This is a genomic window from Microbacterium croceum (assembly GCF_023091245.1).
Classification (GTDB): domain Bacteria; phylum Actinomycetota; class Actinomycetes; order Actinomycetales; family Microbacteriaceae; genus Microbacterium; species Microbacterium croceum.
In genome coordinates, this window is record NZ_JAHWXN010000001.1 from 2,447,108 (window position 1) to 2,461,122 (window position 14,015).

Annotated in this window: 13 protein-coding genes; 6 read left to right on the forward strand and 7 right to left on the reverse strand. The window is 67.1% G+C overall.

All coding sequences use genetic code 11. The features are described from left to right. Positions 1-77: 77 nt before the first annotated feature. Together KZC51_RS11585 and KZC51_RS11590 are read left to right on the forward strand one after the other, a co-directional pair. Positions 78-767 (forward strand): response regulator transcription factor, encoded by a 690-nt coding sequence (locus KZC51_RS11585; protein ID WP_247630117.1) that lies wholly within the window; start codon positions 78-80, stop codon positions 765-767. Next, the gene (locus tag KZC51_RS11590) at positions 764-1,738 is read left to right on the forward strand and encodes a sensor histidine kinase (protein ID WP_247630118.1); all 975 of its coding nucleotides are present in this window, start codon (positions 764-766) and stop codon (positions 1,736-1,738) included. The genes KZC51_RS11585 and KZC51_RS11590 overlap by 4 nt, the downstream gene beginning before the upstream one ends. Here the strand turns inward: KZC51_RS11590 and KZC51_RS11595 are convergent. The 7 genes from KZC51_RS11595 to KZC51_RS11625 all read right to left on the reverse strand — a co-directional run bounded on the left by KZC51_RS11595 (position 1,716) and on the right by KZC51_RS11625 (position 9,114). Continuing rightward, on the reverse strand, positions 1,716-2,528 hold the full coding sequence (locus KZC51_RS11595) for an FAD:protein FMN transferase (protein WP_247630119.1): 813 nt from the start codon (positions 2,526-2,528) through the stop codon (positions 1,716-1,718). The two genes, KZC51_RS11590 and KZC51_RS11595, sit on opposite strands and share 23 nt — an antisense overlap. Continuing rightward, entirely contained in the window at positions 2,528-3,010 is a 483-nt protein-coding gene (locus KZC51_RS11600) for an FMN-binding protein (RefSeq protein WP_247630120.1), read from the reverse strand. Before KZC51_RS11600 ends, KZC51_RS11595 begins: the two co-directional genes overlap by 1 nt. A gap of 13 nt (positions 3,011-3,023) precedes the next feature. Next, positions 3,024-4,445, reverse strand: a complete 1,422-nt coding sequence (locus tag KZC51_RS11605; RefSeq protein WP_247630121.1) for a ferredoxin reductase family protein — start codon at positions 4,443-4,445, stop codon at positions 3,024-3,026. Between the two features lie 159 nt (positions 4,446-4,604). After that, positions 4,605-5,996, reverse strand: a complete 1,392-nt coding sequence (locus KZC51_RS11610) for an MBL fold metallo-hydrolase (protein WP_247630122.1) — start codon at positions 5,994-5,996, stop codon at positions 4,605-4,607. Continuing rightward, positions 5,993-6,595 (reverse strand): flavodoxin family protein, encoded by a 603-nt coding sequence (locus KZC51_RS11615; protein WP_247630123.1) that lies wholly within the window; start codon positions 6,593-6,595, stop codon positions 5,993-5,995. The genes KZC51_RS11610 and KZC51_RS11615 overlap by 4 nt, the downstream gene beginning before the upstream one ends. A gap of 165 nt (positions 6,596-6,760) precedes the next feature. Beyond that, on the reverse strand, positions 6,761-7,420 hold the full coding sequence (locus KZC51_RS11620) for a response regulator (RefSeq protein ID WP_247630641.1): 660 nt from the start codon (positions 7,418-7,420) through the stop codon (positions 6,761-6,763). Beyond that, positions 7,417-9,114, reverse strand: coding sequence for a GAF domain-containing sensor histidine kinase (locus KZC51_RS11625; RefSeq protein ID WP_247630124.1), 1,698 nt, complete (start codon positions 9,112-9,114; stop codon positions 7,417-7,419). Before KZC51_RS11625 ends, KZC51_RS11620 begins: the two co-directional genes overlap by 4 nt. A 130-nt stretch (positions 9,115-9,244) precedes the next feature. Here KZC51_RS11625 and KZC51_RS11630 point away from each other — a divergent pair, with 130 nt between their 5' ends. From KZC51_RS11630 to mgtA, 4 genes are all read left to right on the forward strand, one after another. After that, positions 9,245-10,003 (forward strand): universal stress protein, encoded by a 759-nt coding sequence (locus tag KZC51_RS11630; RefSeq protein ID WP_247630125.1) that lies wholly within the window; start codon positions 9,245-9,247, stop codon positions 10,001-10,003. Between the two features lie 64 nt (positions 10,004-10,067). Beyond that, complete coding sequence (locus tag KZC51_RS11635; RefSeq protein ID WP_247630126.1) at positions 10,068-10,565, forward strand: universal stress protein; 498 nt, start codon at positions 10,068-10,070, stop codon at positions 10,563-10,565. 111 nt (positions 10,566-10,676) lie between these two features. Then, positions 10,677-11,339 (forward strand): response regulator, encoded by a 663-nt coding sequence (locus KZC51_RS11640; RefSeq protein ID WP_247630127.1) that lies wholly within the window; start codon positions 10,677-10,679, stop codon positions 11,337-11,339. A 25-nt stretch (positions 11,340-11,364) separates the two neighbouring features. Beyond that, positions 11,365-14,010, forward strand: coding sequence for a magnesium-translocating P-type ATPase (gene mgtA, locus KZC51_RS11645; protein ID WP_247630128.1), 2,646 nt, complete (start codon positions 11,365-11,367; stop codon positions 14,008-14,010). Positions 14,011-14,015 lie beyond the last annotated feature (5 nt).

Below are 14,015 nucleotides of genomic sequence, written 5' to 3' on the forward strand. Positions count from 1 at the left end.
GTTCTGCCGCGGGACGCTCCACGCGTCGTCTCGGCAGGAGCGTACGCTGATCACTCGAAGACGGAGGTGATGCGATGATGAGCGCCACGAGTGACCTTGCAGGCGGGCGCCGCAGCTCCGTCCTGTACGTGGAGGACGACGCGGAGATCGCCGCGTTGACCCGCGAGGTGCTGTCTGATGCGTACGACGTGGATCATGCGGCGGACGGAGAGAGCGCGCTGCGGCTGGCGCTGAGTCGGCGCTACGATGCCATGATCGTCGACAGACGCCTCCCTGGAATGGACGGAATCGCGTTCATCCGTGCTGTGCGCGCGGCGCATATCACCACGCCGATTCTGATGCTCACCGCCCTCGGGGCGGTCGATGACCGTGTGACAGGACTGGACGGCGGCGCGAACGACTACCTGGTGAAGCCGTTCGACTACGACGAGCTGCTGGCACGACTGCGGGCGCTTCGGCGCGCGTTCCGCGCGGAGGGTGCACGGAGAACTCTCGGCGAGTGGGTGTTCCTGCCCGATATCCAGACGGTCTACGGCCCGTCGGGTCTCCGCGTCACGTTGACCGCCACCGAGAGCGCCCTCCTCGAACTCTTGAGCGCCAGCCCCGAGCACGTATTCACCCGGGAGGAGATCCTCCGCGCCGTGTTCCACGACGGCGACACGACGAGCGCGGTCGACACCTACGTGCATTACGTGCGGCGCAAGACCACGGCCGAGATGATCGAGACGATCCGCGCGCGCGGCTACCGGGCGGGGACCCCCTCATGAGCGACGATGCGGTGCAGGTCCGGCGGGCTGCGCGCTCCATCGGGCTGTGGGTCGGTGTGGCGTCGGGAGTGATCGTCGGGATCGGCATCGGCATCCTTCTGCTCGTGATCCTCGCTACGTCACGCCGGGAAGGTGAGGAGCATGGCGGCGGTGGTCCCCTCGGTCCTGCCGCTGGGCGGGATGACTTCATCGTCGACATCGACGTGGTCGTGCCGACCGTGATCATCCTGGGCATCCTGGGCGTCGTGCTGCTGGGTGTCGTCGCCGCCATCGCCGCGCGGCGGTCGGTCGGTCCGCTGGGCGAAGCGCTGCGTCGGCAGCGCAACTTCGTCGCCGACGCGAGCCATGAGCTGCGTACGCCCCTGACCACCCTCACGAGTCGTATCCAGGTGCTGCAGCGGCGCCTCGATCGGGGTGCTGATGTGGCACCAGGGCTGGTCGAGCTGCGGCGCGACGCCGACACACTGAACGACGTGCTGAACGATCTCCTGATCACGGCCGAGGGCGCGTCGCACCCCGACTCCGAAGCCGACGTCGGCGATGCGGTTTCCACGGCAGCCGCGACGATGTCGGCGATCGCGCGTGAATCGGAGGTGGCGATCGACATCGCGGTCGACCAAGAGGTCGAAGCGCGGATCGCCCCCGTGACGCTGGTCCGCATCCTGGTCGCGCTCCTCGACAACGCCGTGCAGCACTCCCCTGCCGGTCGTCCCGTCACTGTGCGCATCGGGCGAGACGGCAGGTATGCGACGATCCGCGTGATCGACGAAGGGTCCGGCATCGACGGCATCCCGGCCGACCAGCTCTTCGAGCGTTTCGCGCGCCCTCGCGAGAGCGGACGCCCCCGCGGCTTCGGACTCGGACTGTCACTCGTACGCGACGTCGCTCAGCGGGCGGGCGGGTCGATCACGGTCGAGCACTCCACCTCAGCGGGGACGACCTTCCTTCTCAGGCTGCCTGCGGTCCGCTGACCTGCTGCACGTCGATCTTCGTCGAGCCGAGCCAACGCGTCACTGCGCCGTCGTCGTCCACGACGATGCCCGTGCGCGTCTTCGCCGAGCCGATCCACGCGTGATCGGCAGACCCCGCGACGACGGCTGCCGTCGCCCACAGGTCGGCGTGAGCGAGACTGTCGGAGACGATCGTGGCCGACGCGACGCCGGCCGCAGGCACTCCGGTGCGTGGATCGATGATGTGATGGCCGCGTTCGGCGGTGCCGGAGGTGGCGATTGCGCCGTCCGTGACCTCGAGCGTGGCGATCATGCCGCCTCGTCGGCGCGGGTCGGCGATCCCCACCTGCCAGCGCCAGTCCGTCTGCGCCGCTGTGAAGAGCTGAAGGTCGCCACCGGCGTTGATCCCCACTGCGACCGCGGAGTCCAGCAGCGGAGCGAGGTGCCGGCGGCTCGCCTCCTCCACAGCCCAGCCCTTCACCCAGCCGGTGGGATCGAACCACCCGCGCCAGTGCGCGGAGAACATGCCTCCGGTCTCACGCTCCGCCCGTTCGCAGGCCGTCCACACCCGCGCCACTCGGGGGTCGGCATCGGTGATCATCAGCTCTCCTCGGCGGATGCGGCTGATGTCGGAATCCTGGCGGTACGTGGAGAAGATGTGGTCGATCTCATGGAGTTCGTCGAAACAAGCCCGGGCGGCGCTGTCGGCCCGTTCCGGGTCCGGATCGCCCGCTGAGATGAGATGGATGCTCATCGGGATGCCCATGATCTCCTCGACCCAGACCGTCTTCGCCTCTCGTGCAGGACGCATCAGCTCTGCGCCTGATCGATCGCGCTCTGCAGCGATGACCGATAGCCGTCGCTCGTGTATGTCGCACCGGACACCATCTGGATCTGGGCGCTCTGTGACTGCAGGGTCTCCGACACCAGACGTGGGATCGCGGTGCCGTTGATCTGGCGATCACGGCCGTTGCCGTCCGGGTAGTCGATTGCTCGCACGTCGGTGATCCGACCGCCGGAGACCGTGAGCTGCACCTGCACCGGGCCGTAGCGTGTCTGTGAAGATGCGCCCGTGTACGCCCCGTCGGCGAGCCCGGTGGCGGCTTGCGCAGCGGTCGCGCTCGTGCTCCCCGTGCCCGCGTGCGCATCCGTGCCCGACGTGCCAGAGCTGTCGACAGTACCTGCCGCGGGAGTGCCGTCCGTCGGCGTCACGGCATCGAGCGAGGTGCGATAGCTGAACAGGAGCACGAGGCCGCTGATCGTCGCGAGTACCGCATACAAGATCTTCTTCATGGTGATCTCCTGATCAGATGGTGAAGGACTCGGAATGGACACGATGGTGAGAGAAGCCGGCGCTCGCCAGATCCCGCTCGAGATCGGTCATCCACGGTTGCGCGCCGCACACGAACACGTCGTATGTCTCGGGGTCGGGAATGAGATGGCGGAGCAGGTCTGGCCCGGCCCAGGCGCTGTGGCTGCTCGGAAGCCAGCTCGACGGTCCGGAGGAGCGCGGCCCGACGAGCGGCAGGTACCTCACCCCTCGACGAGAGACCAGGTCGGCGATCGCGTCCTGCCGCAGGGCGTCCTCGTCGAGCGACTCCCGCGTGATGAGGGTTGCCTCCCCGGGCTCGTAGTCCTCGTGCTCCAGCAATGCCAGAAGCGGAGCGACTCCCGCGCCTGCACCGATCATGAGCAGCTTCGACCCTGTGCGCAGATCCCCCGTCATCTCGCCGTAGGGGCCTTCGACGATCACACGAGTGCCGGGAACCAGCGACGTCAGACGGTGTGTGCCATCACCGACCACCCGGGCGGTCAGTGTGAGGTCCCTCCCCGGCACGCTGGACAGGGAGAACGGGTGCCCACGCGTCCACCCCGGTCCGTCGAGGAAACGCCATACGAAGAACTGCCCCGCACGGGCGCCCAGCGCCGCGAGGTCGCGACCACTGACGCGGATGGTCACACCCCGTGCTCCGTCCGGTTCGACACTCGCCACACGCAGCGCATGACGGGTGGAGCGCAGCAGGGGCACTCCGAATCGGAACACGAGGATCGACGCCGCCGCGAGCCCCCAGACCGACCACCAGTAGGCGGTCGCGAGCGGGGAGGAGAGGAAGTCCGCCCCCGTCCAGAGCTGATGCGGGAGAGCCAGACCCACACCGAGGTACGCATAGAGGTGCAGGAGGTGCCACGACTCGTAGCGCAGACGCCGTCGCGCCCCGCGGATGGAGGTGATCACCACGAGCAGGATCAGCAGCGCGCCGGCGGTGGCCAGGAGCATACCCGGATAGTCCCAGATGAAGCCCCACAGTTGGACGAACGGGTTGATGCCGGCGGTGATCGCGTAACCCAGCGCCAGCAGGACGATGTGCGCGCCCATCAACCAGAACGACCAGAACCCGACGAAGCGGTGCATGCGCGTGATGCCGTCGCGGCCGAATCCCCTTTCGAACAGCGGCACCCGCGCCATAAGCAGCACCTGGTAGAGCAGCAGGTTCGCGGCGACGAGCCCGGTCAACCGTCCCAGCGTCGTGACGGTCTCTCCGTCGGCCCCCAGCACAGCGCCTACTCCGCCCCCGGATACCCAGAGTGCGACGACGAACAGGCTCGTAGCCCAGATGACGGTGGTTGCCGCCGCACGCCATGCCTGCGCGCGGCGGCGCATCCTGCGCTGCAGCTCTCCGCGCGCCGGGTTGACGGATGCTCTGGATCTCGTCGTGAGTGTGGTCATGAGGCCATCGTGAAGGCCCGGCTCTGAGACAGCTCTAAGGAAGTGCGTCGCACAGCAGACTCATAGCAAAATCACGGTCTCGCACAGCCAACGGCTCCCACCGCCAACCGTGGGGTTGCGCGGCCGGCACCACGAGGTCGATCAGGCGACCGGCCGCCGTCAGCCGTCCAGTGCCACTTCTTCGCCGTGCTCGGGAACCCGCGCTCGCCAGCCCAGCTCCCGTTCGATCCGGAGGCGCAGAGTGTCGGCGGACACGGGTTCTCCGTGTGTCACGTACACGGCATCGGGTGCCGATGGTGCTGCCCGCATCCAGTTGAGGATCCCGTCCGCATCTGCGTGCGCCGACATCGAGTCGATCGCGACGACTTCGGCTTCCACCTCGACATCTCTGCCGAACACGCGAAGCGTACGCTCTCCCGACATCAAGCGCGCTCCTCGTGTGCCCCCGGCCTGGTAGCCGGTGAGGACGATGGCGTTGCGCTTGTCCGGCGCGTAGGCCTGAAGGTGATGGAGAATCCGCCCTCCGGCGAGCATTCCGCTCGCCGAGATGATGATCATCGGTCCTCCCCGCAGATTCAGGAGCTTGGAATCGTCGATGCTGTGGACCGGGATCGCGAGGTCGTACAGCCGCCGAACCTCTTCTGCGGAGAGACGATGCTCCTCGGGGTGCCCGCGGTACACCGCCTCGACGCTGATCGCCATCGGACTGTTCACGTAGATCGGCACGTCGGGGATCTCGCCACGCTCTCGCAGCCGGGACAGGTGGAGCAGCACGGTCTCGGTACGTCCGACAGCGAACGCGGGGATGAGGACCACCCCGTTACGGCGGACCGTGCGCCGGACGACGTCCCCGAGCTGCGATTCGGGGTGTGCCGAGCTGTGCGTGCGGTCTCCGTACGTCGATTCGGTGACGAGGATGTCCGCGCCCTCGAACGGATGCGGAGGCCGCATGAGGGGATCGTCGTCCCGGCCCAGGTCACCCGTGAAGCAGAGGCGCCGACCCGCGACCGTGATGTAGGCGCTCATCGCCCCCAGAATATGACCGGCAGGATGCAGCAGCGCGGTGATCTCGTCGGCAACGCGCTCCTCCTCCCCCTCCGGCACGACGACGAACCGTTCCAGCGCACGTTCGGCATCCGCTGTCGTATAGAGAGGTTTCGGATGCTCATGACGGGACCACTTGTGCTTCGCCGCGTGCCGTGCTTCCTCTTCGAGCAGACGTGCGCTGTCGAGCAGCATGATCCGGCACAGCGACGCGGTGCCTTCGCTCGTGTACACGTGGCCCCGGAAACCCGCACCGACGAGCGCAGGGAGATAACCGGAGTGGTCCAGGTGCGCGTGCGTGAGGACGACGGCGTCGATCGATTCGGGAGGAACGGCGAACGGCGAGCGGTTTCGCTCACGAAGCACCTTGTACCCCTGGAAGAGTCCGCAATCGACCAGTATCCGTGCGGACGACGTGGTGATCAGATAGCGGGAGCCCGTCACGGTGTCCGCAGCCCCGAGGAACCTCAGCGCCGCCGAACCCGGTTGCGTCGCTGTCGTCGTCATCGCGGCTCACGACCCACGGCAGGGAGCACTGAGGCAACGGCACGCGCGAGGGCGACGCCCCATGCCCGAGCCCGTTCGAGCTCACCGGGAATCAGATGGCTGTCCTTGTCGACGAGGAAGCTCTCCGGACCGACGAGCTCGCGAATCCCCCGCTTCCGGAGCTGTCTGCTGATCGTGGCCGCGGCGGAGCCGGTGAAGATCCTCGGCATATCGACCCGAGTATCGAACGAGGCGTAGCCCCACGCCGGTGTCGGATCGGTCTGAAGCCACTCCCGGATACCGGGCCCGAGGCTCTCGCGCTCGAGGGTCAGGTGCTTCCCCAGGTCCTTCGCCCAGGCCTCGGCTTCTCGCCGTGAGCTGGAACGACTCAACGAGTGCGCATGGGTGGGCGCTCCGAGCACCAGCACGTCACACACGGCGGAGGGCAGTGCATCGCTCACGCGGACCGGTGCGGGAACGATGGGGAGGTTCTCCCGCATGCCGTCGGCGATCGCCTCGGCGACGGCATGCGTGTTCCCGAAGAACGACTCGAAGACGATGCTGACGTCTGCCGGTCCGACGGTCAGCGGTGCGGGCCCTGCGAGGTTCGAGTCGGTCATGATGCTCCTCTGGCGGTCGTGGATTCTCCCCGGAGAAGAATGCTCCCCCCTGTTGCCGGTGTCGCCAGGGACGAACGTCCCGTGTACCCCCGCCGCCATAGCCGTGCCGGTCCGTGACGACGGCACAATCAACCGCGAGACGATCGAGCGCGCAGGGACTGCCGCTCACATACCGGCACGATCGAGCGCGTGGCCGGCTCGATCTGCTGCGCCGTAGACGGCCGCCTGCGTGCGACGCTGCATGCCGAGTTTCGCGAGAAGACCCGACACGTAGTTCTTGACCGTCTTCTCGGCCAGCCCGAGGCGGTCACCGATCTGACGATTGGTGAGCCCCGCAGAGATGAGCTGCAGAATCTGGCGCTCACGCAACGTCAGAGGCTCCTCTCTCACGGGAGCGCGCGATGCTCGGGCAGAGAGACCGGCTCGTACCCGATCAGTGACCGCCTGCGGCATCACGTCTGCCCCGCTCGCGACCTGGTGGATCGCATCGATGAGAGAAGTGCCTCGAATCGTCTTCAGCACGTAGCCCGAAGCCCCCGCGAGCACCGAGGCGGCACTGGCAGCGTCATCGTCGAACGCCGTCAGCATCAGGCATCGGATGCCAGGAAACTCCGATCGGATGCTCCGACAGAGATCCACGCCGCTGCCGTCAGGGAGGCGGATGTCCAGGACGACGACATCCGGTCTGGTCGCGGCGACTCTTCCCCGCGTGCCGCGTACCGCTCCCGATTCTCCGACCACCTCGAATCCGTCTTCGGCGTCCAGGAGCTGCGCGATCCCGCGACGAACGACGCTGTGATCGTCGACGAGGAACACCCGGATCATGGTGAGACCGCTGTCTCGGTCTCCAGCGGTACGCACCAGTGGACCCGTGTTCCGCCTTCGTCTCGAACCGAGATGGACGATGTGCCGCTGCGCGCCCTCGCGCGCGTCGCGATGTTCGCCGTCCCGCTGAGACGAGCGGGCGCCGGGGGCATTCCCACTCCGTCGTCGTCGACGATGACCGTGACGTGGGAGTCGGTCACCGAGACGTCGACTTCGGCCGTCGTCGCGTGGGCATGACGTGCGATGTTGCTGAGCGACTCACGGACCACCGCGACGACGTCCTCGCCGAGTGCCCGGGTGACGAGCAGATCGACGGGCCCGGAGAACGATAGTCGCGGAGCCTGGGCGAGTGACGGAGTGAACTCGGTCACCACGTCGAGCAGGCGGTGACGGACCGATTCAGGATCGCCTGTCTGGAGCGCGAAGATCGCGGTGCGGAAGTCGGAGATGGCCGCATCGATCTCGCCGACATGAGCAGAGATGGTCTCCGCATGCGCGGGAACCGCTGCGGCGAGGACCTGCAGGGCCAGCCCGGTTCCGAAGAGCCGTTGTATGACGTTGTCGTGCAGGTCTCGCGCGATACGCGCACGGTCCTCGACCAGGTCGAGGCGCTGACGGTCAGCGCGCGCCTGCGCGAGCGCGACGGCGATCCCGGCTTGCGCGGCGAACTCCGAGAGCACCGACAGATCCTCCGGCGAGAATCGTGGATCTGCAGCGTGCCTGACCACGCAGAGCACTCCTGCGGGCGTTCCCGCGACCACAAGAGGGACGGCGATCGTCGATCCTCCGGAGACATGTCCCACGAACGATGGCGCTTGAGTGGGCTCCGCATGCGAGACGACGCTCGCCCCCTTCGTCGCCTGCGCGATCAGCGAGTCGCCGTCCGGGATGTCCGTTCCCTCGATCCGCTCGGCACCGACTCCACGGGCTGTCTGCACGCGGTATGGCCCTCCGCCGTGCGCCGGGGCCGCGATCATCACCAGATCGGCATCGATCACGGAGGCGACCTTCTCCGCCACCACGCCGAACACGTCGCCGGCGTCCGGGGCGAGCAACGCGGCGGAGATCTCGGCAAGCGCACGGCTGAGGCGCTGAAGACGCCGGGATTCCTCATAGCGGCGGGCATTGTCGATCGCGATCCCGGCTGTCGTCGCAAGCGCGAGCACCAGTTCCTCGTCTTCAGCGGTGAACGCCCCGCCGGCACGGTTGGTGAGATACAGATTCCCGAAGATCTCGCCCCGAACCCGGATCGGAACCCCGAGGAAGGTCCGCATGGCCGGATGATGTTCCGGAAAGCCCGCCGACCGCGGATCGGCGCCGAGATCATCCAATCGGATCGGGTGCTCGCTCTCGATCACGGCCCCCAGGATTCCGTGCCCTTCCGGGAGATGACCGATCCGTGCGGCCACCTCATCCGGCATCCCCACGTGGATGAACTGTTCCAGACCGCCGGCGCGGTCGATGACTCCGAGGGCACCGAACTCCGCGTTCACCAGCTCCAACGCTGCGTCGGCGATGTGACGGAGAACCTGTCCGAGCTCGAGGTCCTCCACCACCATCTGGCTGGCGCGCAGCAGACTTCTCAGCCGTCCCTGAGCCTTGAGCACCCGGTGAGCTCGATCCACGAGTTCTCCGATCGTGCTCTCCAGCTCGGAGCGGCGCTGGTCGGGGAATCGAAGTTCCTCTTCGGTCATCGCCCACACCTTCCGCGGCAGTTGGTGCCGAGGATACTCCCGAAGGCACCCGCATGGGACCTTCGACTCTTCACGCCCGGGCCGCTGCGACAGGACGATGGCAATCCGCGCAAGAGAGGATGGCCCACCGATGCCCGCTCGATATGTCCTGGGGCTCAAAGGAGTCGAGGCCGAAGACGCTGCCACCACCTGGGCCGATTCCCGCGGCGCAGAGGCCGGGGTGCCCGTCGTCCATGTGCACGTGACGGCGGGAGACGATGCTGCGCACGACCGGCTGAATCCGGCGACGAGGATCGATGCCGTGCTCCCCCGGGGCCCGGTGGCCGAGGAGCTGGCACGCTTCGTGCATGATGACGACGTCCTCGTCATCAGCACGGGCAAGACGGGGTTCGTCCACAGCCGTATCTTCGGAACCACGGGGCTCCGGATCGCGGCGGCGGTACGGTGCCCGGTTGCCGTGATACCGCAGGTGGACCTGCGATTCAGGTCCGGGATCATCGCGGGTGTGAAGAATGACGACCTGCTCGAGACCGTCATCCGTGTCGCGTCAGAGGAGGCGAGCCAAACCGGCGCACCTCTCCAGATCGTGCACTCGTCGTTCTCCGGGGTCGTTCCCGCTCCTGCTGACACCCGGCCGACGGCGATGGAGCGGGCGAGGACCCTCATCGAGCGACTCGCCCCGCAGGCCACGCTGCGGATCAGGGAGTCCGCACGGCCACCGGCCGAGGCATTGCTCGATGCTTCGCGGAATGCCGCGCTGCTCGTGGTCGGTGCGGGCAGGGGGCATCGCACCGGACAGGGACTCGGCCCCGTGGTCCAGGACATCCTTCTGAACATCAATGCGCCGGTCATCGTCGTGCCGGCACGGCCGAGCGCATCGTCGTCATGACGCTCAGCCACGGCATGGGACGTTCGACTCTGCGCAGCGGCACGGGTGAGAGAATCCTGGACGCATGACAGCTCACGAGGAGTCCCTTCCCATCATCGTCGGCGTCGATGGGTCGCCCGCATCCGTTGAGGCGCTGGCTTTCGCAGCCAGACTCGCGCTCGCGTTCGACACTGCGCTCACGGCGGTGACGACATGGACGTACCCGGTCATGGCGGTCCCTTTCGATCCGGGGACCGAATGGTCACCGCAACAGGAAGCACAGAGGTGCCTCGACGATGCCGTGCTCGAAGCGTTCCAAGGATCGCCGCCGGTGAGATTCACTTCCGCGACCATGCCCGGCCGAGCGGCAGAAGTGCTGATCGAGCGCAGCGCGCACGCGTCGACGCTCGTCGTCGGCAGTCGTGGACATGGGGGTTTCGCGGGGCTGCTCCTCGGATCGGTCAGCGCGGCGTGCGCTGCCCACGCGCACTGCCCCGTCCTCGTCGTGCATAGCCCCACACCGCCGGTGCCCGCGACAGGACCGAGCCGCGGGTCAGCGGTCGGCGTCAACCCAACGAGCTGACAGCCCCCGTGGACCTCGGTGATCGCCCTCCCCTGCCCTGTACCGTATGTTCCACCCACAACCGTCTGACGGTCCGATCCCGGCGCCGTCGGTGAGTGAGGAGAGCAACCAGTGCATCGAGTGTTCCTAGTCGATGACCACGAGATCGTGCGTCGCGGGATCGCGGCGCTGCTCGAGGCGCACGCCGATCTGACGGTGGTCGGAGAGGCGGCGACATGCGGTGACGCGGTGATCGGGATCGCCGAGATGCTCCCGGACGTCGCCGTGCTGGATGTCCATCTCCCCGACGGCAGCGGCATCGATCTGTGCCGCCAGATCCGCCAGACGCATCCGGGCGTGCGTTGCCTGATGCTGACCGCGTTCGACGATGACGATGCACTCGTCGCGGCGATGATGGGGGACGCTGCAGGCTACCTGTTGAAAGAACTGCACTCCGACGAGATCGTTCGATCCGTGCGTGCCGTGGCCGAGGGCCGATCGCTTCTGAATCCCTCGATGATTCGGCAGGTCACCCACCGGGTGCGAGAAGCCGCCGCCGAGGACCCTCGATACGGATCTTTGAACATGCGAGAGAAGCAGACGCTCGCACTGATCGCCGAGGGATTGACGAACAGTCAGATCGGCGAGCGGCTGGGACTTGCGGAGAAGACCGTGAAGAACTACGTCTCCTCTCTTCTCAGCAAGCTCGGCCTCGAACGCAGGACGCAGGCGGCAGTGCTCGAAGCGGAACGGGCAGCCCGCCTCGGCTCTCCGGGGGCGCCGCCCGCTCGATAGCGCGCGACGTCGTGTGGAGAAGCCCGTGATCCCTCGCATTCGAGCTGAACGTCCGACGCCGCCGCCGATGTCGCTGCGCACGGCGGCGACGCAGACGAGCGAGGCCGTACTCTCCGACCTGGGATCAGGACCAGGCGGCCTCTCGTCCGCAGACGTTGATGAGCGACGGGCAGCACAAGGCCCCAACGTGCTCCGGCCGCGTCGAGCGAAGCCATGGGGTGTGCTGTGGCGTCAGCTGCGCAGTCCGATTCTGGTGCTCCTCTCCGTCACCGCCGCTGTATCGGTGTTTCTCGGAGAGGGGGCCAACGCGGTCATCATCGGTGTGATCCTCGCCGCGAGCATCGGACTCGGGTTCGTGAACGAGTTCCGCGCGGAGCTCACTGCCGATGCGCTGCACGATCAATTGCGACACACGGTTCCTGTGCGGCGCGACGGCACGCCGACCGACGTCGACGTGGCCGATCTCGTGCCCGGCGACGTCGTCGATCTCCGGGTCGGCACCCTGATCCCGGCGGACATGCGTCTGCTCTCGATCCAGAACCTGTCGTGCGACGAGAGCATCGTGACGGGAGAATCCCTGCCGGCCGAGAAGAACACGGATCCGGTGAGCCCGGACGCAGGTATCGGTGACCTCACCTGCTGCGTACTGATGGGAACCGTGGTGCAGTCCGGCAGCGCCTCTGCCGTCGTGATCGCGACCGGCCAGAAGACGGAATTCGGACAGATCGCTGCCGGCCTCTCCGTGCCGCAACCACAGACCGAGTTCCAGCGTGGTCTGGGCAGGTTCTCCGAGATGCTGCTGATCGTCGCGATCGTTTTGACCGCGGCGATCTTCCTCGCCAACGTGCTGCTGCAACGCCCGCTCCTCGATTCACTGCTGTTCTCCCTCGCCATTGCCGTGGGGATCACGCCCCAGCTCCTTCCCGCTGTGATCAGCACAAGTCTCGCCGCGGGGTCACGCGCCCTGGCCAGGCGTCGGGTCCTGGTCAAGCGGCTGGTGTGCATCGAAGACCTGGGCGACATGGACATCCTGCTCACCGACAAGACCGGAACCCTCACGGAGGGGGCGATCCGATTCGACGAGGTGCTCTCCGCCGACGGCGAGTCCGCGTCCGATCAGGTCCTGCTCTGGGGTCTGCTGGCCACGGAAGCCGACTACGGTTCGCACCGAGCCGGAACCGAACGACTCAATGCGCTCGATTCCGCGCTCTGGGAGACGGCGCGTCCTCCGGGATGTCGCCCGGAGACGTTCCAGCGGATCGCTCTGCTTCCCTTCGACCACCACCGGCGGATGACCTCCGCGCTGGTGGAATCGCCGGAGGGCGTGCGCACGCTGATCACGAAGGGCTCTCCGGAAGACGTCATGCAGGCGTGCGGGCACGTCCCACCCGCTGCGCATGGCATCCTGTCCGCGCAGTACGCCGTCGGCGCGCGCGTCATCGCCGTCGCCGGCCGTGCAGCCCCCGGAGTCCGAGAGCTGACGACGGACGATGAGCACGGGCTGAACCTGATCGGCTTCCTCACGTTCATCGACCGTCCCAAGTCGGATGCACGCGCCTCGCTGACGAGGCTCGCGGACCTCGGTGTCACGGTCAAGATCGCCACCGGCGACAGCGCGGAGGTCGCCGAGAAGGTCCTCGCCGACCTCGGCTTCACCTCGCAAGGCACTCTCACAGGCGCAGGGATCGAAGCGATGAGCGACGCCGAACTGCGCGTCGCGGCACCGGGGACCTCGATCTTCGCGAGAGTCTCCCCTGAGCAGAAAGGACGCATCGTCACGATGCTGCGCCATGAGGGACGATCAGTGGGGTTCCTCGGTGATGGCGTGAACGATGCGCTCGCCCTTCACCAGGCCGACATCGGAGTCTCGGTCGAGACTGCGGCGGACGTCGCGAAAGATGCCGCAGACGTGCTTCTCCTGGACAAGGACCTCGGCGTCCTCGCCGATGGGGTGGCAGAGGGGCGCCGCATCTTCGCGAACACCATCAAGTACGTGCTGATGGGGACATCCAGCAACTTCGGAAACATGTTCAGCGCAGCGGTCGCTTCTGTGATGCTGCCGTTCCTGCCGATGCTTCCCGGACAGATCCTGCTCAACAACCTCCTCTATGACAGCGGACAGCTGGCGATTCCCGGCGACCGCGTCGATCCTCAGCAGCTCGAGCGACCTTCGCATTGGGACATCGGCCTCATCCGCAGATTCATGTTGGTGTTCGGGCCGATCAGCTCGGCTTTCGACTTCACGACGTTCGCGTTGATGCTCTTCGTCTTCCACGCACGCGAGGCGGAGTTCCAGGCGGGCTGGTTCATCGAGTCGATGGCAACGCAGTCGCTCATCATCCTCGCCATCCGCACCCGCCGGGTCCCCTTCTTCCGCAGCCGTCCCTCGCTCCCCCTCACGCTCACCACGATCGGGGTCGTGATCGTCGGCGTGTGGTTGCCCTTTTCCCCGCTCGCAGGAGTGCTCGGCTTCGACCCGCTGCCGGCTCCGTTCTTCCTCGCGCTCGTGGGCATGGTCGTCAGCTACCTGCTGTGCATCGAGATCGCCAAGGCCTGGTTCTTCCGCAGGCCGGCGACGCAGCATCGCCCCGCGCCGCCGGTTCGCACCCGCGGATACCCTCATCGTGTGCACCGTCGGTCGGCGGCGTTCAGTCCGCGCGCACGGAAGTGACCGCT